A 21,431-nucleotide genomic window follows, 5' to 3' on the forward strand; every position below is an offset into this window, starting at 1 on the left:
CTACCTTCTTTTATTGATCTTTGTATTACTTTAAAAGATAATGTATTTTCCTTAAAACATTTAGATATATTAGAAGAACAATGCTTGAAAAATGGGATTTGTGCTATTGTATTGCGCGATAGTACAAATTTTGATGAACAAGGGTTTGAATTATATTTGCAGAATTTATCTCAAAGAAAAATACATATTTTTCCTAGTGTTAAAGTGTTAGATTCTCAAAATAAATTAAGAAATCTTTCTATGTTTATAGATAGAGGTGCTTGTGCTTTAGAACTTAATAGTGCAATCGATGCCAATGTTTTAAAAATCAGTATACAATATGCCTTAATGAAAAATTTACCAATTTTTATGCAATGTTATGAAAAAAATTATGATAATGGTGTAATGAATGAAAGCTTAACAAGTTCTGAATTAGGATTAAGCGGCATTAGCGAAGTAGCAGAAACAAGTGAAGTGGCCAAGATAAAAGAACTTGAAAACTTTTATCAGGTTAAAATTCTTTATGATATTTTAAGCCTTGAAAAGTCTTTGTCTTTATTAGATGAAAAAAATTTAACTCTTTTTAGTATTCATCATTTAATTAAAGATGATACAAGTTGTAAAGATTTTAATACCTTGGCTAAACTTATGCCTCCTTTGCGCTCAAAAGAGAATTTAAACTCTTTAAAAAATGCCCTAAAAGAAGAAAAAATTAGTTTTTTAAGTAGCATGCATAGCCCTTATACAAAATGCTTAAAAGATACAACTTTTGATGAAGCTGTTTTTGGTATAGATAGTATTGATGAATTTATTAGTCTTTGTTATACTTTTTTTATCAAAGATAAGCTTTTATCTTGGAAGGAACTTTGCAAGCTTACAAGTTTAAATCCTGCAAAATTCTTAGGTTTAAATACCGGGGAAATCGAAGTTGGAAAAGAAGCTAATTTTATTATTTTTGATGAGAGTGCTTCTTTTGAAACTTCTTCTAATTCTTTGTATGCTAAAGATAAGCTATATGGGAAAATAAAACATCATTTTATTCAAGGGGAAATGATTTTTTAATTTCCCTCTTTTAATGTTTCAAAATTTTGCATTAAGTCGTTTCTTAGCTTTTCATTGATTGAGTGAGATTCTTTTAAAAAATCTTCAATAATTTGCTCTAATTTTTTTAAAAAATTAAAAAGTTCATTTTGCCATAATTCATCACTTTTTTTACTCAAATTCATAGTTTGTATAAAAGTAAGCTCACGGCTTAAATCTCCAAGATACTCTAAAAAATTATCTTTTTTATCTAAGTCTAAAAGTTCTAATTCATTATTTTGTACTTTGCATTTTAATTCTCGAATTTTTTCATCAATATAATCACAAAATTTAGGATAAATATCAGTTTTAATAGGTTCTAGTAAAGTTTTTTCATCAATTTTTAAAGTATATTTTTTAATAGCAAAATAAAGCATTAAAAAAGATAAAGCAGCAATGAGTAAATAAAAAGCCATTTTATTTTTCCTTGTAGTATGCCATCATACCACCTTCAAGATTTGTACTAGAAAGTTTAAGTTCATCTTGGATGATCTGAGCTGCTATTTGACTTCTATTTCCACTACGACAAACAAAAGCCAATGGCTTATTATTGAGTTTTTCTTTAATTTCTTGTGTAAAATTTGGATTGATAAAACCTTTATTATCATAAAGATAAACAAGTTCAGCATTTTTTAGAACTCCTTCTTCCCATTCCAAAGGAGTTCTAACATCAAAAATTTGATATTCATCTAAATTAGCTTTTGTAATAGCTATATTTACAATCAAGATAAAGCCTTTATGATAATTTTATTAAGAGCTTTATTAAATTCATCAGGTTTATTTACTCCCATTCCTTCACTTAATTTTGCCATATTTAAGATTAAGGTAGCAATATCTGGAGCAAAGGTTTCATTTTCTTTTAGCTTGTTAAATATTTGATGTTTAGGGTTTAGTTCTAAAATAGGTTTGATATTTTGTTCTTGTCCCATTTGTTTAAGAATTTGCTGCATAGCAAAATCAGGTTTATTTTTATCATAAACTATACAACTTGGGCTATCGCTAAGTCTTGAAGTAAGGCGTACATCATCTACTTCTTCTTTAAGTAATTCTTTAAATTTAGCAAGTAAAGAAGCAAAATTTTGTTTATCTTCATCACTAATTTCTTCTTTGTTTTCCACTTGATTAATTGCTACGAATTTAAGACCTTCATATTCATCAAGCATTGGCATAACTAAAGAGTCAATTTCATCATCCATTAGCAAAACTTCAACATCTTTTTTTCTATACTCTTCTAATAGTGGAGAATTTTTAAGTAAGCTTTCATTATTCCCTGTAATATAATAAATTTCTTTTTGCTCTGCTTTAATATTTTCTTTATATTCATCAAGAGTTCTTAAACCTTCGCTTTTGGTGCTCTTATACATCATAAGTTTTAATAAACTTTGTTTATTGTCGCCAAAGCCATATAAACCTTCTTTTAAAACTTTTCCAAAGGTTTTAAAAAAGTTTATATATTTTTCTTTATCTTTCTCTTTTAATTTTGTTAATTCGCTAAGAATTTTTTTAACACTAGCTTCTTTAACTGCTTTTAAAATTTGGTTTTCTTGTAAGATTTCACGACTTACATTTAAAGGAAGATCTTCAACATCAATAATACCTCTTATAAATCTTAAATAAGTTGGCAAAAGCTCTTTATCATTATCGCTAATAAATACTCTTTTTACATAAAGTTTTAAGCCACTTTGATAATCAACGCGAAAAAGATCAAAAGGTGCGTTTTTTGGGATGAAGAATAAAGAATTATATTCAAATTTTCCTTCGCTTTTTGTATGAAGATAAAGCAAGGGTTTTTCATTGTCATGGAAATTTTGTTCATAAAATTTTTCATAATCTTCTTGTTTTAAAGAAGCTTTTGATAATCTCCATAAAGCATTAGCTTTATTGATTTGAGAAATTTTTAATTCTGTTTTTCCTTCTTCTTCGCCTTCTTTAGCAGGGATATATTCTTCTTTTTCCATAAAGATTGGAAATTGAATATGATTAGAATATTTTTCAACTATATTTTCAATTTTGTAAGAATTTAAAAATTCATCATCTTTTAAATAAAGCGTTATGATAGTACCTTGCTCTTGTTTGTCTGCTTCTTCTATTTCATAGCCTTTTGCATCAGAACTCCAAAGATAAGCTTTATCATCTAAGGCTTTTTTAGTCAAAACTTCGATTTTTTCTGCCACCATAAAAGCTGAATAAAATCCAACACCAAATTGCCCTATAAGCTGAGAATCTTTTTTTGCATCTCCACTTAAATTTTCTAAAAAATTTTTTGTTCCGCTCTTTGCTATGGTTCCTAAATGATTGATTAAATCATCTTTATTCATACCAATACCATTATCGCTAATGCTTAAAGTTTTTTTATCTTTATCAAGTTTAATTTCTATTTTTGGTTTAAATTGAAGGTTTTTATATGCATCATCACTAACGCTTAAAAAATTTAGTTTATCAAGAGCGTCACTTGCATTTGAAATCAACTCTCTTAAAAAAATTTCTTTATTAGAATATAAAGAATGTATCATAAGTTGCAAAAGTTGATTGACTTCAGTTTGAAATTGCATATCTTTTCTCCTTAATTAATTTTTAAGGAGATATTTTAGCAAAAAAAATTAAAATTAAGAGTAAATTTTAAATCTAGATATTTTTTAAAAGATAGAGAATTTGGCTTTTAAAAGAAATTTTTATCAATATTTTTTAATCAAATAAGATTTTATAAAGTATTTTTGAGATTTATGGACAATAACTTTTTTAATTAAGATATTTTATAGTGATTATTAAAATTTAGTTTTTATTTTATAATTTTAAATTATTTAAAAATTAAAAGACCAATCCATACAGCAAATAGGCAAAAACTTATATTAAGGAATATATTAAGAATTAAATTTAAATAGCACCCATTTTGTAAAAATAGTAAATTTTGATATGAAAAACTAGAAAAAGTAGTAAAAGCACCTAAAAATCCTATGTTAACAAAAGAATTTAAATAAGGTGAAAAATATCTATTTTGTAAATAAGAATATAACATTCCCAAAAAAAATGATCCTAAAATATTAACAAAAAGTGTTCCAAGATTAATAGAATAGGGTAAAAATTTATTTATTAATTCGATAAAAAGCATTCTAAAAATAGCACCTAAAAATCCTCCAAGCCCTACAATTAAAAGTGTATTTAACATAATTTAAGGTTATTTCTTTCTTTATCAAGAAGCTCTTGCATTTTTTTACGTGTATTTTCAAGCCATAATTCATCACTAGTATCAACTAAATCCATACAAATAATTTTAAGAATTCCCTTATTCGCATTAAAACTTTTGGTATCTAAAATTTTTGCAGAATCTACAATAAGAATAGGTTGAATTTTTAAATTTAATTTTTGTGCTAAAATTTTGGCTCCACTTTGGAATTTAAGCAATTTCTGGGTTCTTGATCTTGTTCCTTCTGGAAATATAGCCAATACTCTATTTTCATTTAGTCTTTGTTCTGCTTCTTTTAATATTTTTATTAACTCCCTTGGGTTTTTTCTATCTATACAAAGGAATTTAGGCTTTTTCATTGCTAATTTAAATACAGGAATTTGAGCTAATTCTTTTTTTGCAATCCAAGCTAAATTTTTAGGATAAATATCTTCTAAAGCGATAATATCTAAAGTACTTTGATGATTCATAAGTATCATAGAAGCTTGTTGATTGAATACACCTTTAAGTTCTACTTTATAGGGAATAATATATTTTTGAGTTTTTGCCCAAAATTTACGAATTTTCCAAAGTTTTTTTTGAGATGATATAAAACAAAAGCAAAGCAAAACTAAGCTTACGCTTAAAATAAAAAAGATCCAAAAATATAAAGCTCTAATTTTTTGCAAGATCTTCATTTTCTACCCATCCTATTTTTCCATCTTTAAATAAAACCTTTATATATGGCTTTCTTTCTCCTAAAATTTCAACTTTTTCATTGTTATTAGTTGTGTAAAAATAAGTTGACAATTCAGTCGGCAAAATTCTAGCTTTGGCATTAGCTTTTAAAATTCCAATTTTTGTTGAAGTGTCTATTAAAAATCCAGAGATAAAACAAATTAGCGCAAAAACTAAAATAATGTAATTTTTTTTAAAAACAAAGCAAATTCCTAGTAAAAAAGCAATAATCCAAAGTCCATATTGTTTATAGATATTAAAATCTTTATTAGTAGGATTTAAATCACTTTGTGTACTTATACTATCTTCGCTAACTTTTATTTTTAAATTATAGTTTTGAAGTTTTTTTTCATCTTTATTAAAATAAGAAAAAGAAAAAATATTTTTATTTACAGGAAATACTGCATAATAATAAGCATTAGAAGAATTAAAATCTCCTTTTAAATTTTCAATACCTTGTTTTTCTATTCCTTTTAAGTAAAAACTTTTAAGATTGGTATTAGTAGCATTTAATTCCATAATCATAATTACATTTTTATCATCAAAATAATTTGTTTTAATCTTTTTAATTTCAAGTGAGCTTGCAACTAAATGAGAAAAATTATTACTACTTGGCGTATTTTCAAATTTTATAGGATTTATAGCAATATTAGCTTTTTGGAAAAAAACATTATTGCGACTTAGCTTGATAATGATTTGTTCTAAATTAGCATTAGAGGTTTTTGCCTCAAACCATAATGTTGCTTCATAAACATCATTTTTTCTTTCCCATTTAACATCAGGATTTAAAAACAAGAGATCATTATTTTTGATAAATTCAATATGAAAATTAAAATTGGTATTTTCTGTAGTTTTAGCATAGATTGTTATAGGAAAAACTTCTCCAACATAAGCTTTATTTATATAATTGCCAGTAATTAAAACAAGTGAGCTTTGCGGGATGAAAGGATCTTCAATATTTTTTTGATAATCTTCGCTTTCATCGCTAGGAGCAATATTTTTATAAATTTTTTGCTCTTCTTCTGGAAGATTTTTAAGTTCTATTTGTAAATTATTTATATTATCTTGCGCTAGGACTTTGATGATTAAAAAAGAAATGAAAAAGAAAAATCTTAAAAAAGCAATCAAGAAATAAATCCTTTTAAGATTTTAAGCCCTATGTCGCTTCCTAAGATATTTTCGCAAAATCTTTCAGGATGAGGCATAAGACCAAAAATTTTTTTATTTTCATCACATATTCCTGCTATATCACATAATGAACCATTAGGATTATTTATATATTTTAAAAGAATTAAATCTTTATCTTCAAGTTCTTTTAAATCATCATCAGTGGCAAAGTAATTTCCTTCTCCGTGTGCAATAGGTAATGTAATAATCTCTTCTTTGTTAAAATATCTCAATAAGGCATTTTGATTTGAAATTATTTTTAATTTTTGATTTTTTGAAATAAAACTAAGACTATTGTTTGCTTTTAAAGCCCCTTTTAAAAGTTTTAATTCTAAAAGAATTTGAAAACCATTACAGATTCCTAAAATGTAACCACCTTTTTTTGCGTGTTCTAATATAGCCGGTATAATAGGAGCAAATTTTGCAATTGCGCCACATCTTAGATAATCTCCATAAGAAAATCCACCGGGTAATACAACTAAATCAGCTTGAAATTCTTTTTCTTCATGCCAAATGATTTGTGTTTTTAAATTTAGTTTTTCAAAAGCATATTGAGTATCTAATTCACAATTAGTTCCAGGAAATCTTATAATAGCTACTTTCATATAATAATCTCATAATCTTCTATAACGTCATTAACTAAAAGTTCTTCACACATTTTTTTTACTTCTTTATTTGCTTTCATTTTATCATTTTCATTAAGTTCAAGAATGATTTGTTTTGCCATTTTAACATTGTTTACATTATTAAAATTTAGAGAATGTAAAGCTTTTTGTATAGTTTTTCCTTGAGGATCTAAAACACCTTCTTTTAAAAAAATATTAACAACAACTTTCATAGTTATCCTACAATTCTTCTAAGTATTTCTTCATAGCCTATTTTAACATTTCCTAGATCTTGTCTAAATCTGTCTTTATCAAGTTTTTCATTGGTATTTTTATCCCAAAGTCTGCAACTATCAGGACTAATTTCATCAGCTAAAATAATTTCTTGATTTTTAGAAAGACCAAATTCTATTTTAAAATCTATTAGTTTTAAATTTCTTTGATCGAAAAAATCTAATAAAATCGTATTAATTTTTCTTGCCAGTTCTTTTATAGTTATAATTTGATTTTGGTCTTTAACTAAATTTAAAAGCAAGCAATGCTCATCATTGATAAAAGGATCTCCAAGTTTGTCATCTTTTAAACAAAATTCTACTAGAGTAAAGGGGAGAACCTTTCCTTCTTTTATACCAAGTCTTTTACTTAAAGATCCTGCTGCAATATTGCGAATTAAAACTTCTATAGGAATAATTTGACATTTTTTAATCAGTTGTTCATTATCACTAATAGCTTTTACAAGATGAGTTTTAATACCATTTTTTTCTAATAATTCGAAAATTATAGTACTTATTTTACAATTTAATTTACCCTTACCTTCTTCTTTGCCTTTTTTTTCTGCATTAAATGCAGTTAAATCATCTTTAAATTCAGCAATAAACAAGTCATCATCTTGTGTTTTGTAAATTTTTTTACCTTTACCTTCATAAAATAAATCTTTTTTCATTGACTTACCTTAAGATTTAAAATTTTAATTGCATCAATCGCTGTTTTTAATTGGGCATCTTCATTAATTTGTTTTGATGTAATTAAATTTTTATCATCTTTATTTTGATTTTTTAAATCTTTTTGCTTATCAAGTTTTTCTAATTCATTTTCAAGGTGTTGTTTTAAATCGCTTTCTTTAATAGTAAAACTATTTTTATCTGTATTTACTTTTCCTGGAAAAATTTCAATATCTGGTTTAACTCCTATAGCTTGGATAGTTCTACCGCTTGGCAAATAATATTTTGCTATGGTTAATCTTAAAGCTTCATTTTGATTAATAGGGATAATTTGTTGAACACTTCCTTTACCAAAGGTATTTTCTCCTACAACAATAGCTCTTTTTAAATCTTGCAAAGCCCCGCTGACTATTTCACTCGCACTCGCACTTCCTCCATTGACTAGCACTACTAAAGAGGCATTAGAAATTTTATTTTTAGCATCTGCTTTATATTCTTGATTTTCTTCTTTTATGCGTCCTTTTTGAGAAACAATTATCCCTTTATCAACAAAAAGATTAACAAGACCTACAGCTTGATTTAATAATCCTCCAGGATTATTTCTTAAATCTAAAATAACTCCATTTACTTTTGGATATTTTTTAAGTTCTTTGCTAGTTTTCTCTACAATATTTTTATCAAAATTTGTAACTCTAATATATAATATATTTTCATTTTCTATAAGTTTTGAATAAACGCTATCAACCTTTATAATATCTCTTGTTAAGGTCACATTAAAAGGCTCATTTGCCCCTTTTCTAAAAATTGTTAAAGTAATTTTAGTTTTTGGTTTTCCTCTCATTTTATCAACAGCATCGTTAAGCGAAATTCCTAAAGTAGCTTCATTATTGATTTTTAAAATAATATCTCCTGGTTTAATACCTGCTTTATCAGCTGGAGTTCCCTCTAAAGGAGAAATAACAGTCAAAGCTCCATCTTTCATGCCAACAGTGATTCCAAGCCCTCCAAATTCACCATTAGTTTGAATTTTCATATCATTGAAGTCTTTTTCATTTAAAAAAGAAGAATGTGCATCAAGATTATTTAAAAGTCCGGAGATTGATTTATCTACTAAATTGGTAATATTTATATCATCGATATAATATTGCTCGATGATTGCTAAAGTTTTAGTTAATTTTTCCAAAGATTGAAGACGTTGCTGTATTTGCTCATTTGTATTGTTTGTTTTAGCTTCTAAAACATTGACTATAAAAAAACAAAAGATTAAAGATCCTATAAAGCCACTTATTAGGGCAAAAATTCTTTTAGCTTTCAATTTTAAACTCCAAATTTTATTTATTATTTTTTAATTTTAATAAACTTAACTTAAAGAATCGTAAATAAATCAAGAATATATCTAGAAAAACATAATTATTATATAATTGTATTTATAGTATTTATATAAATAAAATTAATAAAAATATATAAATAAACTTGACATAATATGACTAAAGTTATATAATAATCTAAAAAATGAAATAATTAAGGATGAGTTATGGCAAATATACAAGATTATTTAACAGATTCTATGCTTTCAAATCTTGAAAGTGCAGCATCTTTAGCGATATATTCTAAAAATAATGAAGTAGTTCCTTTGCATCTTTTATGGGCTTTAACTGTAGATAGTGCTAGTATTTTAAATCAAATTTTAAATAAATTAAATATTTCTAAAGAAGCTTTAGAGCTTGAGATTAAAAGCAAAATTTCAAATCTTGCAACAAGTTCAAATGTAACAAAAGAAAATATTAAATTTTCTAATGAAATAGTCAATTCTTTAGAAAATGCCAAAGGTTTAATGAGTGCTAATGGAGATAGTTATTTATCTGTAGATATTTGGCTAATAAGTGAGAGTGAAAAAGAACCTATTAGAGGAATTTTATCTAAATTTTTAGATATAAAAGAATTTCAAAAAGAGTTACAAAGTTTAAGAGCTGGACGTAAAATAGATAGTAAAACAAGTGATGAAACTTTAGATGCTCTTAATAAATTTGGTATTGATTTAACTCAAAAAGCTATTGAATCAAAGCTTGATCCTGTCATAGGTAGAGAAGAAGAAATAGAAAGATTAATGCAAATTTTAATTCGCAAAACCAAGAATAATCCTATTTTATTAGGAGAACCTGGTGTTGGAAAAACTGCAATTGTAGAAGCTTTAGCACAAAGAATTGTTAAAAAAGATGTTCCAACTTCTTTGCAAAATAAAAAATTAATTGCTCTTGATATGAGTGCATTAATAGCTGGTGCAAAATATCGTGGTGAATTTGAAGATAGATTGAAATCTGTTGTTAATGAAGTAATTAAAAGTGAAAATATTATACTTTTTATTGATGAAATTCATACTATTGTTGGAGCTGGGGCAAGTGAAGGTAGTATGGATGCGGCAAATATTTTAAAACCGGCACTTGCAAGAGGTGAACTTCATACTATAGGAGCAACAACTTTAAAAGAGTATCGTAAATACTTTGAAAAAGATGCTGCTTTACAACGTCGTTTTCAACCTGTAAATGTTGGTGAGCCAAGTATTAATGAAGCTTTGGCAATGTTAAGAGGTATTAAAGAAAGACTTGAAATACACCATAATGTAAGTATTAATGATAGTGCTTTAGTAGCTGCTGCAAAACTTTCTAAACGTTATATTGCAGATAGGTTTTTACCTGATAAAGCTATTGATTTAATTGATGAAGCTGCAGCTGAACTTAAAATGCAAATAGAAAGTGAACCAAGTTCTTTAAGAAAAGTGAGAAAAGATATAGAAACTTTAGAAGTTGAAAATGAAGCTTTAAAAATGGAAAATAATGAAAAAAATCAAAAAAGGCTTGAAGAGATAACTAAAGAATTATCTAATTTAAAAGAAAAACAAAATACTTTAAATTCTCAATTTGAAAACGAAAAGGCTGTTTTTGATGAGATAAGTTCAAAGAAAAAAGAAATTGATCTTTTAAGAAATGAAGCTAATTTGGCTAAAAATAAAGGAGAGTTTCAAAAAGCTGCTGAGCTAGAATATGGTAAAATTCCAAGTTTAGAAAAAGAGCTTTTAAATGCCGAAGAAAAATGGAAGAAAATGAGTGAAAATGGAGTTTTGCTTAAAAATCAAGTAGATGAGGATTTAGTAGCTGGAATTTTAAGCAAATGGACAGGCATAAGTGTGCAAAAAATGCTTACTTCTGAAAAAATTAAATTTTTAGAAGTTGAAAAACATTTAAAAGAAAGTGTCATAGGTCAAGATAAAGCTTTAGCTGCTTTAGCAAGAGCTATAAAGCGCAATAAAGCAGGGCTTAATGCAGACAATAAACCTATAGGAAGTTTTTTATTTTTAGGACCAACTGGAGTAGGAAAAACAGAGTCAGCTAAAGCTTTGGCAAAGTTTTTATTTGATGATGAAAAAGCAATGATTCGTTTTGATATGAGTGAATTTATGGAAAAACATAGTGTATCAAGACTTTTAGGAGCACCTCCAGGATATATTGGACACGAAGAAGGTGGAGAATTAACTGAAGCTGTGCGTCGTAAGCCTTATAGTGTGCTTTTATTTGATGAGGTTGAAAAAGCTCATAAAGATGTTTTTAACATACTTTTAGGCATTTTAGATGATGCTAGAGCAACTGATAGCAAAGGAGTTGTAGTTGATTTTAAAAATACCATTATAATCTTAACTTCAAATATTGCTTCTTTGGCTATTATGAATTTAGATGGCGAAGAAAAAGAAAATGCAATTAAAAACGAATTAAAAAATTTCTTTAAACCAGAATTTTTAAATCGTTTAGATGATATTATTACCTTTAACCCTTTAGGAAAAGATGAGGCTTATGAGATAGTTAAGCTTCTTTTTAAAGATTTGCAAAAAAATTTGGCTAATAAAGGGATTAAAGCAGAGCTTAGTGAAGAAGGAGCACTTTTGATTGCAAAAGAGGGTTTTGATCCTGAATTTGGAGCAAGACCTTTAAAAAGAGCTATTTATGATATGATAGAGGATAAATTAAGCGATATGATTTTATCTGATAAATTGAATGAAAACGATAGTATTTTAATTGATGCTAATAATGATGAAATAGTGATTAAAAAAGTATAAAAGTAAATACTTTTATACTTTTTTATAAAAATAAATTATAAATACTATGCTTAAGTGATAAAATATAATTAGATTTTAATTTATTTTTAGAAAAATATTTTAAATTTTTAAAAAATTTAAAATATTTTCAACTTTTTGTTCTAAATTACCAAATTGATTATTATCTATAATTAAATCTGGTTTTGGTTCATCATATTTTAAGTCAATACCTACAACATTATTAATTTCTTTATTTATTGCTTTGGTATAAAGATTTTTTTTATCACGTTTAATAAGCTCTTCAAGTTCGCATTGGATATAAATTTCACAATAATTTTTTAAAGTTTTTCTATTATAATCGTAAATTTCTTTAAACATTGAAATTGTACTTACTATAACTATCATTCCTTGAGAACTTAAAAAATGGGCAAATTGAGATCTTTTTAACGCCATATTAATGCGTCCTTGTTTATCATAATCGTAATTTCCAAGTAAATCTCTTAATTCATCTCCATCAAGATAAATAATATTTTTATATTTTAAACACAATTTTTTATATAAAGCTTCAGCAATATAACTTTTTCCACTTCCTGCTAAACCTGTTAGCCAAATAACTAAGCCTTTGGAAAAATCCGATTTTTCTTGCATTAAAAATCCTATAATTTTAAATATTTTTATAAAATTTTATCAAAAAAATAATAAAATAAACTTTCATTAAAAAAATATACAAATGAAAATAAATTAAAAGAAGTTTATAATGTATAAAAGATTTAAAACAAGAGAAATTAAAGTAGGTGATGTTACGATCGGAGGAAGTGCTCCAATTTCTGTGCAATCTATGTTATTTACTAAGACAAGAGACATTGATGGCTCATTAGATCAAATTAATCGTTTATATTTTGCAGGAGCCAATATAGTGCGTTTAGCGTGTTTAGATATGATAGATGCTAGAGCTTTAAAAGAGATTAAGCAAAAAAGCCCTTTGCCTTTAATTGTTGATATACATTTTAATCATAAACTAGCTGTTTTTTGTGCTGAATTTATTGATGGTATTAGGGTAAACCCTGGAAATATAGGTTCTAAAGAAAATGTAAAAGACGTAGTTAAGGCGTGTAAAGAAAGAGGCATTCCTATACGCATAGGCGTAAATCATGGATCAATTGAAAAGCAATTTAGTGATAAATACGGATATAATGTTGATGCTATGCTTGAAAGTGCTCTGTATAATATTAAACTTTTGGAAGATTTAGACTTTTTTGATATTAAAATTTCTATGAAAACTTCAGATGCACAAAAAACTATAGAAGCTTATGAAAGATTAAGACCACTTTGTGATTATCCTTTTCACTTAGGTGTTACTGAAGCCGGAACTAAATTTCATAGTACAATAAAAAGTTCTATTGCTTTGGGAAATTTACTTCTTAAAGGTATAGGTGATACAATAAGAGTTTCAATGACAGGAGAGCTAGAAGAAGAAATTCGCGTAGCAAGAGCAATTTTGCAAGATAGTGGTGTGCAAAAAAGTGGAGTAAATATCATCTCTTGTCCAACTTGCGGGAGAATTCAAAGTGATCTTATAAAAGCTATAAAAATAGTTGAAGAAAAAACTAAACATATCAATAAACCTTTAAATATCAGTGTAATGGGTTGTGTTGTAAATGCTTTAGGTGAAGCAAAAGGGGCTGATGTTGCCATAGCATTTGGTAAAAACCAAGGACTTGTAATAAGACATGGAGAAGTGGTGGCTAAATTAAAAGAAGATCAACTTGTAGAGAGATTTTTACTTGAGGTTGAAGATGAAGCAAAACAAAGGGAATAATATTAAATTTAAAAATAAAATTAAAAGAGAATAAATCAATTTTTAATTTCAAGTATTTTAAATAATTACACAAGATTAAACTATCTTGGTAGGTATATAATTTTATTTTTTTGCTTTTTAAGAAATATTTAATTATAAATTATATTTAAAAAAATGATTATAAAGTATTAAATTTTATATTCTAGACTAGTAAAATTTCTTGCAATTTTAAGAATGTATTTTTTGAGCAGTTTAAAATATTATTTGGTTTTATCTTTGGATTTTAAAGAAAAACATTTAATTTATATTATCTTTTAAATAAGATTTTTAGAAGATTAAAGTAAAATTTATCTTAGCTATTCTTTTAAAATATTTCAAATATTTTGATAGTATTGATTATATTCTTAAAATAAAATGTTGAATCTAACTTTTACACTTTAAATTAGAAAAATAAAAGCTATTTTTATATTTTTAAAATTCTATGATTTGGGTTTTTTACTAAAATTATTTAAAGTAGCTTATAATTCCTAAATTTATGATTGTTTTTAGATATTAAAAACGAGATGATAGAATAAAAACTTTTGAAATAATAAATTTTTTAGTTTGGATTCTAAGTCTTAAATATAAAGAAATTTGAACCAAACACAAATAATTATATTAGTTAGGAAATTTTGACGAAGATATTTTTATAGCATTTAGAAATTCTTTTTTTAAATATAAAAATATCTTTTTAATATAATAATATTTTATAGAAAGTAATAATTTTTAAAAATCAATCTTGAAAACTTTTATATTTGTCCAATTTTTAGAAAATTTTGTAATCAAAAAAAAGAAATAAAAAATTAAAACATATAATTTCTTTGGATATTTTTATAATAAAGATATATAAAAGCATCTTTTTTATTTAAAAAATTATAAAAATTAACAAGTCTAAATAATCTCACCCACCACCAATAAAATATTTTTCAACATCATCAAGCAATTTTTCACATACTCTAGAATCTGTATTTTTTTCAACAACTAAATTAATATAAGTCTTTGTATCTCTAAAACTTCCTGCTGATTTTGAATTTTCTCTAGTAAGCTTTTGGTTGTCTTTGGTGTATTCTATAGTGATATTAAATTTTAAAGCTGAGCTAGCTTCGCCTAAATTCGTTTTTACCAAAACATTCATTTGAGAAGCTTTTGCTAAAGTAGCTTGAGTTTTTGAAATAATTTCTTTAAAGCGTTGACATGATTTTATAAGTGTTGAAATAAATTTATTATCAAGTGCTTCATAGGCTACTTTGAGTTTATTTTTTATATCTTTTGTACTTTCTTTTTCTGGGGCAACAAAAACCATATAAAAACCAGTTTTAATTTGCACATTATCTGTTTTGGCATCACGTCCGCTAGACATAACTTTAACATAAATAGCATTATCAAGATAAACACGATCTATCATAGGACCATAAATTTCATATTCTTTTTTACGCACTATAACTTCTCTTGCTAAAACATTTAGTTTTACATTAGCATCGTGGATTACAGGCTCCATTTCTTTTTTTATTTCGAGTAATTCTTTTAACATTAAAATTCCTTAAAATTGTCTGCTACGTAAAGGTTTATTATAACAATATTTTTCTTACAAAATTTTTATTAATCAAAGTTAAAGTTTTTTAGAATTTTTTCATAAGCAAAGAATTTATCATTATAATTTTTTATATTAAATTCGCCACAAAATTGATAATTTAATTTTTTAAAAAGCGAATTCATAGGTAAATTTTTACTTAATGTATCTGCTCTTAAGCTTAATTTATTATTTCTTATAGTAAATTCTTCGCAAAAATTTAAAAGCTTAAAACCAACTCCTTGTCTTTTGAAATTTTGATTGACTGCTAAACGATGTAAATATAGAGCTTTATTATTAAATTTAGGATTAAAATGTACATCTTTGTATTCTTCCATAAAAAGTTCATTGATACAAACAAAACCTAGAATTTGTTCTTTTTTGCGACAAATATAAAGATGATTTTTATCGATATCTTGAGTAAAGATTTCAAAATTTGGATAGTTTTCATTCCATTGATGAAAGCCTAATTTTTTCATAGATATTAAAGCGTTTTGAGTTATTTTCAATATAGAATCTAAATCTTTTAAAGTGGCTAATTCTATAATTAGTTCTTGCATTCATCTCCTTTTAAAATAAAAATATTAATTTTATTATAAAAATTAAATTTGTAGTTTGATTAAATTTTAGCTCATATTTATAAATATCTATTTTAAATAAAGAAAGTTATGCTGTATTATCTATATATAATTGAATTATTGTAGTTTTTTCCTAATAATTAATTTAAATCTTTTAAAAAATATATTTAATACTATAGTGTTTATGTATTTTTTAGTATCATAAAATATAAAAATATTTAGTATAAAATTTAAATAAATTATTTATAAAAATTAATGATATTTATTTTTTTATATAAACAAGATAATATTAATTTGCAATTTTAGGTATTTTTGAAAGTTAAGAAGTTAAATGGTGGCTCCGATTGGACTTGAACCAACGGCCACTACCATGTCAAGGTAGTGCTCTACCAGCTGAGCTACGGAACCATATGGTGGAGCATAGCGGGTTCGAACCGCTGACCCCAACGCTGCCAGCGTTGTGCTCTCCCAGCTGAGCTAATGCCCCTTAAAATTTAAAATTCTATCGTAATATTACTTTTTTTTGGCTGAAAATGAAAATCGAATTAATATTTTTTAAATATTTTGATAAATTAAAATGTACATAAAATTTAATAAGTTATACAATTTAAAAAATAATTCATTCTTAAAAATTTAAAATTACTATAATATAAAATTAATTTAAAAAAGACAAATTACTTAATCAATGCTAGAATGTCTTTTTCGTATTCTTTTTTATCAAGATCAAGTTGCCCAGAGTAGTAAAAATATTTAGCTAAAACTAAAATTCCTATATGAAATTCTTTTTTCTTATCTAAAAATTGTTTGATGTATTTATGTGCGTTATGGATAATTTCTAATGCATCTTGATTATTAAAATGATCAATCACTTTAGCTAAATTTTCATTATCAATTAAAGCAAAATGATAATTTGGTTTTAAAGATTCTTCCATAAACCAAGTTTCACAAGTCATTTTTGGAGCCAAAACTAAAGAATTAGAATTCATCGCTCATTTTAAATTACTTGCTACGTCATTGCCTTCTAGTGAAATTATAAATTTATATTTCATTTGTTCTTTTATATTTTCGTAATTTATATCATCCTTTAAAAAACAAAAATGTCTATTTTTATCAAGTTTTAATAAAATATTATTTTTATTATTATCTTCTAGTGGTCGTGATTTACAAATAGTTGGATTTTTGAAAGTATATCTTATATCATTAAAATCTTTATCCCATAAAAATTCATCTTTGAAGTATTTGCTAATTTCATAAGCATCAAAAGCATAAGAAGTTTTTTTAAAAGGAAATTTTCCTATTTTTTCTTTTTTTGCTGGTGTAAAAAATTGATTTATTTTATTATAATACTTAACTCTAGTTTGTATATTTTCTAATTCTTTAGTGTTGTATTTTAGAATTTCATTAAAAATTTTATTTAAATTTATTTGGAAAAAATATCTTGGTATAAAGATATCCCTATACCTTTTAAATTCATAAATAATCTTGATTGAAGCATTATAAAACCATTATTTTTTCTGGATTCTATCAAAAAAAACAAATTCAAGTGTTGTTTGGCTGATTGAAAAATTTTAATGAGTATTTGAAGTTTTAATTAAATGGCAGACAGGAAGGGATTTGAACCCTCGAAAGCTTTTAACTTTACACGCGTTCCAGGCGTGCTCCTTAAACCGCTCGGACACCTGTCTAAAAAAGCAATTATTATAGCTAAAATTTTATAAATAAACAAAATCAGAAAATTTTTAGAAAAAAAAGCTATAATTCTTTTTTGTATTTTAAATTTGCTTTTTTAAGTCAGGGTAGCTCAGCTGGTTAGAGCGCTGGTCTCATAAGCCGGAGGTCGGGAGTTCAAGTCTCCCCCTTGACACCAAATCTCATTTAAATTACTACTCTTAAATATATTTTTAAATAAATCTAATTTTTACTTTAAGAATTTTTATAATTTATCTATATTAGTTTTAATATAAAATTAAACAAAAACTTATATTGATGTTTTAATAAAAGCAAGTTTTTAAAATTTTTAGAATAAATATAAGTATTTATTATATAAAATATCTTGGTAGGTAAAATAAATCTAAAATATTTTTTATAATTAATCTTTTAAAGAATTAAAAATTAAAGAAAATTATAAGATACCTAAAGGCTAAATGATGTATAGTGATTTGAAAAATTTGGATTTAAAATATATTTGGCATCCTTGCACACAAATGAAAGATCATGAAAATATACCTTTAATTCCTATAAAAAAAGCAAAAGGAATATGGCTTTATGATTTTGATGATAAAGCTTATATGGATTGTATAAGTTCTTGGTGGGTAAATCTTTTTGGTCACTCTAATGCTTATATAAGTAAAGCCATAAAAGATCAACTTGATGTTTTAGAACATATAATTCTAGCGGGTTTTTCGCATAAGCCTATTATAAAATTATCTTCAAGACTTTGCTCACTTTTGGGAGATAAATTTAGTAAATGTTTTTATGCAGATAATGGTTCTTCTGCAGTAGAAATAGCTTTAAAAATGAGTTTTCATTATTTTTTAAATCAAAATAAAAGAAAAAATAAATTTTTATCTTTAAGCAATTCTTATCACGGGGAGACTTTGGGAGCTTTAAGTGTAGGAGATGTATCACTTTATAAGAAAACTTATACTCCTTTATTGTTAGAGTGTTTAAATACTCCTGTGCCTTTGGGTGAAGACTTTGAAAAAGAATTAAATATATTAAAAAATATTTTAGAAAAGCATTCTAACGAGCTTTGTGCTTTTATATTAGAACCTTTAGTGCAATGTGCAGGAAATATGCATATGTATAAGGCTGAATTTATAGATGAGGCTATAAAACTTTGTCGTTATTATGGAGTACAAGTTATTTTCGATGAAATCGCAGTTGGTTTTGGACGCACAGGCACGCTTTTTGCTCTTGAGCAATGCAGACAAAAACCGGATTTTATTTGTCTTTCTAAAGGGATTACTGGAGGTTTTATGCCTTTATCTGTAGTTGTAACAAAAGATGAAATTTATAATGCTTTTTATGCTCCTTATGAAGCGCAAAAAGCTTTTTTGCATTCTCATAGCTATACGGGAAATGCTTTAGCTTGCACAGCTGCTAATGCTGTTCTTGATATCTTTGAAAAAGAAAATATCATAGAAAAAAATAAAGATTTAAGTTTTTTCATTAAAGAAGAATTTGCTAAATTAAAAGAATTTGAGTTTTTGGCTAATTTTAGAACTTGTGGAATGATTAGTGCCTTTGATATCATAAAAAGCAAATATCAAAGAGCAGGGCTTGAAGTATATAAAAGGGCTTTAATTAAAGGTTTGCTTTTAAGACCGCTTGGCAATACTATATATTTTATGCCCCCTTATATTGTCACTAAAGAGCAAGTTTCTTATGTAGTGCAAAGTTTAAAAGAAATTTTTAAAGATTTTTAAGAAGAGTATTCATTTGTTTTTGAAATTCTAAATTAATAAGATTTTTTGCATCTAGAAACTCTAAATTAATGATAGGAATTTGAGAGTAATTTTGTATAAAGTTATCTTGTAAAATATCTTTTTGTCCCATCATTACAAGAGCTATAATATCGATAGATCTTTTTTTTAAGGCTTCTATGCTTAATAAAATATGATTAATGCTACCAAGATAGTATTTTGCCACTAAAATAGTAGGAAATTTAAATGTGCTCATAAAATCTATCATAGTATAATGTTCATCTATAGGAGAAAAAAGTCCTCCAGCGATTTCTATAAGTAAATTTTCACTTTTTGGAATTTGAATTTCAAGAGCTTTAAAGGTGAGATTTTCTTTGATTTTTCCAAGATGAGGAGAAGCTGGAGTTTTTAAGAAAATACCCTCTTTAAAAATTTTAGTTTTTGGACAAAATTTAGCTATTTTTTGGCTATCTGTTGGCGTTCCTGCTTGAATTAATTTAAAATAATCATAATCAAAATTTGCGCAAAAACTTGCACTAAAATGGGTTTTTCCTGCATCTGTATGAATGCCACTGATATAAATTTTCATTAATTTCCTAAAAGTTTTAAGCCTATACTTGAAGCTAATATTAAGCTAAGAAAGAAAAATTTTAAAATATTTTTACTTTCTTTAAAAAGTATAATTCCAACGATAACACCACCTCCAGCACCAATACCTGTCCATATAGCATAGGCTACTCCCATAGAAATTTCACGCATGGCCAAGGAGAGAAAACTAAAACTAAGAGAAAATTGAATCAAAATAGCAAATAAAAAGATTTTTTTACCTGTATTAATTAGTTTTTTCATAGCTATAACGCCTATGATTTCCATACAACCTGCTAAAAATAAAAAAAACCAACTCATTTTATAACTCAATCTTTATTTTCTTTACTTATAAGTTTAAGACCTATAACTCCGCTAAGTAAGGTTAAAATAAGTATAATTTTAAATAAAGAAAAATTTTCCTTAAAATAAAACATTTCAACTAGTACCACTCCAGCTGTTCCAATTCCTACAAATACAGAATAAGCAATGCTAACTTCAATCTTTTTCATGGCAATAACCGCACAAGTAAATGAAATGCAAATTCCTACACCTGTTAAGATATATAAAGGTAAGGTATTAGCGTATTTTAGACCACTTACCCAAAAACATTCAATGATTCCACCTAGAACCACTAAGCCCCAAGCAAGATTTAAACTAATTTGCTTTTTCAAATTTATCCTTTTTGAAAATAAATATTATATACTAAAAATGTCATCTAAAATTAGCGTATTTTTCTTTTTCTTTTTTTGCTTAATTTAAAAATTTTAGAAGCATTATCTTCAAAGAGTTTTTGATCTATAATTTTATCCGCAACGCTTCTTGCCCAAATTTCATTAAATTTTTCTCCGTGTTTATTTGCCGAAGTGGAAAAAAGCCAATCCCATTCTTTTAAAAATTCTTCGTGTGGATGATCTTTTATAATGCGAATAGCTTTTAAATTTGGATAAATAAAAGTAGTTTTTTTACTTTTTCTTATCAAATTTTTAAAATATTTTGGAACCCTTGCGAGTTTTTTAAGTTCATCAAATTTAGCTGTTGTTATAATGCAAAATTGCTTTTGATCTCTATTTTTTAAAGCATTAAGCTTTTCTAAATTTTTACTTAAAAATCCCGCCGTTGTATCAGTTTGTGCTAAGTAGATCATTTTTAAGGAATTGGCAAACCTAATTTTTGCAAGGGGATATACTCAAAATAATATTGACAACGCACACTAATAATATAATCTAAAACATCTTTATATTCTTCTTTTTTAAACCAATTATTTAAAAGATAAATATATTCTACTTCTATATTTACCCTAGAGAATAGTTTTTGATATTGCTTTTTTTTAAAATCACAAGTTTGTAATTTTTCGTCTACAGAACCTGCTACACTTTGAAATTTGCATTCAATAATATATATAGTGTTATTAATGACCACAAAGATGCTATCATCAGGTAAGAGTCTTTTTGAAATAATGTTTTTCCAATCGATTCCAAGCTCTTGTAAAAAATCATACAATCTATATTTTTTAAATATTTTTGCTATTTTTTTATTGTTATAAAAAACTTCTTGTTTTTCATTTATAAAATAACCATTTTGCTGTGATAAAAAAGTTGCTAAATCTACTTTTCCTTCAAATACTAAACCAGTTTGAGTATTAGCTCCTCCATTTCCACCTAAAATCATTATTT

The 21,431-nt window shown here is 25.7% G+C and carries 23 protein-coding genes and 4 tRNA genes; 5 read left to right on the forward strand and 22 right to left on the reverse strand.

Annotated elements, in window-relative coordinates:
* The coding region (locus JG677_RS01970) for an amidohydrolase family protein (RefSeq protein ID WP_200284883.1) at positions 1–1,041 on the forward strand (1,041 nt) is incomplete at its 5' end.
* On the opposite strand, the gene JG677_RS01975 is transcribed toward JG677_RS01970, so the two are convergent.
* The 10 genes from JG677_RS01975 to JG677_RS02020 form a co-directional block, all read right to left on the reverse strand.
* Positions 1,038–1,475, reverse strand: coding sequence for a hypothetical protein (locus tag JG677_RS01975; RefSeq protein WP_200284885.1), 438 nt, complete (start codon positions 1,473–1,475; stop codon positions 1,038–1,040). The two genes, JG677_RS01970 and JG677_RS01975, sit on opposite strands and share 4 nt — an antisense overlap.
* A 1-nt stretch (position 1,476) precedes the next feature.
* A complete protein-coding gene (locus JG677_RS01980) occupies positions 1,477–1,785 on the reverse strand; it encodes a rhodanese-like domain-containing protein (protein ID WP_200169514.1) in 309 nt (102 codons plus the stop codon).
* The gene (gene htpG, locus JG677_RS01985) at positions 1,782–3,611 is read right to left on the reverse strand and encodes a molecular chaperone HtpG (protein WP_200217209.1); all 1,830 of its coding nucleotides are present in this window, start codon (positions 3,609–3,611) and stop codon (positions 1,782–1,784) included. The genes JG677_RS01980 and htpG overlap by 4 nt, the downstream gene beginning before the upstream one ends.
* 245 nt (positions 3,612–3,856) lie before the next feature.
* Positions 3,857–4,225, reverse strand: a complete 369-nt coding sequence (gene crcB / locus JG677_RS01990; RefSeq protein ID WP_200284887.1) for a fluoride efflux transporter CrcB — start codon at positions 4,223–4,225, stop codon at positions 3,857–3,859.
* On the reverse strand, positions 4,219–4,920 hold the full coding sequence (locus JG677_RS01995; protein WP_200284889.1) for a lysophospholipid acyltransferase family protein: 702 nt from the start codon (positions 4,918–4,920) through the stop codon (positions 4,219–4,221). Before JG677_RS01995 ends, crcB begins: the two co-directional genes overlap by 7 nt.
* Positions 4,898–6,058, reverse strand: a complete 1,161-nt coding sequence (locus JG677_RS02000; RefSeq protein ID WP_325099505.1) for an SH3 domain-containing protein — start codon at positions 6,056–6,058, stop codon at positions 4,898–4,900. Before JG677_RS02000 ends, JG677_RS01995 begins: the two co-directional genes overlap by 23 nt.
* A gap of 26 nt (positions 6,059–6,084) precedes the next feature.
* Positions 6,085–6,732 (reverse strand): phosphoribosylformylglycinamidine synthase subunit PurQ, encoded by a 648-nt coding sequence (purQ, locus tag JG677_RS02005; protein WP_200217212.1) that lies wholly within the window; start codon positions 6,730–6,732, stop codon positions 6,085–6,087.
* Positions 6,729–6,965: a phosphoribosylformylglycinamidine synthase subunit PurS gene (purS, locus tag JG677_RS02010; RefSeq protein WP_200284891.1), complete on the reverse strand. Its 237-nt coding sequence runs from the start codon at positions 6,963–6,965 to the stop codon at positions 6,729–6,731. Before purS ends, purQ begins: the two co-directional genes overlap by 4 nt.
* Before the next feature lie 2 nt (positions 6,966–6,967).
* Positions 6,968–7,675 carry a phosphoribosylaminoimidazolesuccinocarboxamide synthase gene (purC, locus tag JG677_RS02015; protein ID WP_200169508.1) on the reverse strand — a complete coding sequence of 236 codons (708 nt, stop codon included), beginning with the start codon at positions 7,673–7,675 and terminating at the stop codon, positions 6,968–6,970.
* Positions 7,672–9,003: a S41 family peptidase gene (locus JG677_RS02020; RefSeq protein ID WP_200284905.1), complete on the reverse strand. Its 1,332-nt coding sequence runs from the start codon at positions 9,001–9,003 to the stop codon at positions 7,672–7,674. The genes purC and JG677_RS02020 overlap by 4 nt, the downstream gene beginning before the upstream one ends.
* A gap of 204 nt (positions 9,004–9,207) precedes the next feature.
* Between JG677_RS02020 and JG677_RS02025 the strand changes: the two genes are divergently transcribed.
* On the forward strand, positions 9,208–11,781 hold the full coding sequence (locus JG677_RS02025; protein WP_200217214.1) for an ATP-dependent Clp protease ATP-binding subunit: 2,574 nt from the start codon (positions 9,208–9,210) through the stop codon (positions 11,779–11,781).
* Between the two features lie 99 nt (positions 11,782–11,880).
* Here the strand turns inward: JG677_RS02025 and JG677_RS02030 are convergent, their stop codons facing one another.
* Positions 11,881–12,408 carry an adenylyl-sulfate kinase gene (locus JG677_RS02030; protein WP_200284893.1) on the reverse strand — a complete coding sequence of 176 codons (528 nt, stop codon included), beginning with the start codon at positions 12,406–12,408 and terminating at the stop codon, positions 11,881–11,883.
* Between the two features lie 106 nt (positions 12,409–12,514).
* On the opposite strand from JG677_RS02030, the gene ispG reads away from it, so the two are divergent.
* The gene (gene ispG / locus JG677_RS02035) at positions 12,515–13,579 is read left to right on the forward strand and encodes a flavodoxin-dependent (E)-4-hydroxy-3-methylbut-2-enyl-diphosphate synthase (protein WP_200284907.1); all 1,065 of its coding nucleotides are present in this window, start codon (positions 12,515–12,517) and stop codon (positions 13,577–13,579) included.
* Between the two features lie 919 nt (positions 13,580–14,498).
* On the opposite strand, the gene JG677_RS02040 is transcribed toward ispG, so the two are convergent.
* The 6 genes from JG677_RS02040 to JG677_RS02065 form a co-directional block, all read right to left on the reverse strand.
* Complete coding sequence (locus tag JG677_RS02040) at positions 14,499–15,128, reverse strand: hypothetical protein (RefSeq protein WP_200217216.1); 630 nt, start codon at positions 15,126–15,128, stop codon at positions 14,499–14,501.
* A gap of 68 nt (positions 15,129–15,196) precedes the next feature.
* On the reverse strand, positions 15,197–15,727 hold the full coding sequence (locus JG677_RS02045; protein ID WP_200284895.1) for a GNAT family N-acetyltransferase: 531 nt from the start codon (positions 15,725–15,727) through the stop codon (positions 15,197–15,199).
* Positions 15,728–16,077: 350 nt separating this feature from the next.
* Positions 16,078–16,153: transfer RNA gene (locus tag JG677_RS02050), tRNA-Val, on the reverse strand.
* Between the two features lie 3 nt (positions 16,154–16,156).
* Positions 16,157–16,232: transfer RNA gene (locus tag JG677_RS02055), tRNA-Ala, on the reverse strand.
* 187 nt (positions 16,233–16,419) lie between these two features.
* The gene (locus tag JG677_RS08770) at positions 16,420–16,731 is read right to left on the reverse strand and encodes a hypothetical protein (protein WP_234284618.1); all 312 of its coding nucleotides are present in this window, start codon (positions 16,729–16,731) and stop codon (positions 16,420–16,422) included.
* A 610-nt stretch (positions 16,732–17,341) separates the two neighbouring features.
* Positions 17,342–17,430: transfer RNA gene (locus tag JG677_RS02065), tRNA-Ser, on the reverse strand.
* A gap of 105 nt (positions 17,431–17,535) precedes the next feature.
* Here JG677_RS02065 and JG677_RS02070 point away from each other — a divergent pair.
* Positions 17,536–17,612: transfer RNA gene (locus JG677_RS02070), tRNA-Met, on the forward strand.
* Positions 17,613–17,889: 277 nt separating this feature from the next.
* Complete coding sequence (locus JG677_RS02075) at positions 17,890–19,173, forward strand: adenosylmethionine--8-amino-7-oxononanoate transaminase (protein WP_234284619.1); 1,284 nt, start codon at positions 17,890–17,892, stop codon at positions 19,171–19,173.
* Here JG677_RS02075 and JG677_RS02080 read toward each other — a convergent pair.
* From JG677_RS02080 to JG677_RS02100, 5 genes are read right to left on the reverse strand one after another with little or no spacing between them, the layout of a single operon-like run.
* Positions 19,160–19,759: a dethiobiotin synthase gene (locus JG677_RS02080; protein WP_200217219.1), complete on the reverse strand. Its 600-nt coding sequence runs from the start codon at positions 19,757–19,759 to the stop codon at positions 19,160–19,162. The two genes, JG677_RS02075 and JG677_RS02080, sit on opposite strands and share 14 nt — an antisense overlap.
* Positions 19,759–20,076 (reverse strand): DMT family transporter, encoded by a 318-nt coding sequence (locus tag JG677_RS02085; RefSeq protein ID WP_200217220.1) that lies wholly within the window; start codon positions 20,074–20,076, stop codon positions 19,759–19,761. The genes JG677_RS02080 and JG677_RS02085 overlap by 1 nt, the downstream gene beginning before the upstream one ends.
* 8 nt (positions 20,077–20,084) lie before the next feature.
* On the reverse strand, positions 20,085–20,429 hold the full coding sequence (locus JG677_RS02090) for a DMT family transporter (RefSeq protein ID WP_200217221.1): 345 nt from the start codon (positions 20,427–20,429) through the stop codon (positions 20,085–20,087).
* A gap of 50 nt (positions 20,430–20,479) precedes the next feature.
* Entirely contained in the window at positions 20,480–20,902 is a 423-nt protein-coding gene (locus tag JG677_RS02095) for a Sua5 YciO YrdC YwlC family protein (RefSeq protein WP_200284897.1), read from the reverse strand.
* Between the two features lie 2 nt (positions 20,903–20,904).
* The gene (locus JG677_RS02100) at positions 20,905–21,426 is read right to left on the reverse strand and encodes a PD-(D/E)XK nuclease superfamily protein (RefSeq protein WP_200217223.1); all 522 of its coding nucleotides are present in this window, start codon (positions 21,424–21,426) and stop codon (positions 20,905–20,907) included.
* Between the last annotated feature and the right edge of the window lie 5 nt (positions 21,427–21,431).

The sequence above is a fragment of the Campylobacter sp. TTU-622 genome, assembly GCF_016598965.1.
In the GTDB taxonomy this organism is placed as follows: domain Bacteria; phylum Campylobacterota; class Campylobacteria; order Campylobacterales; family Campylobacteraceae; genus Campylobacter_D.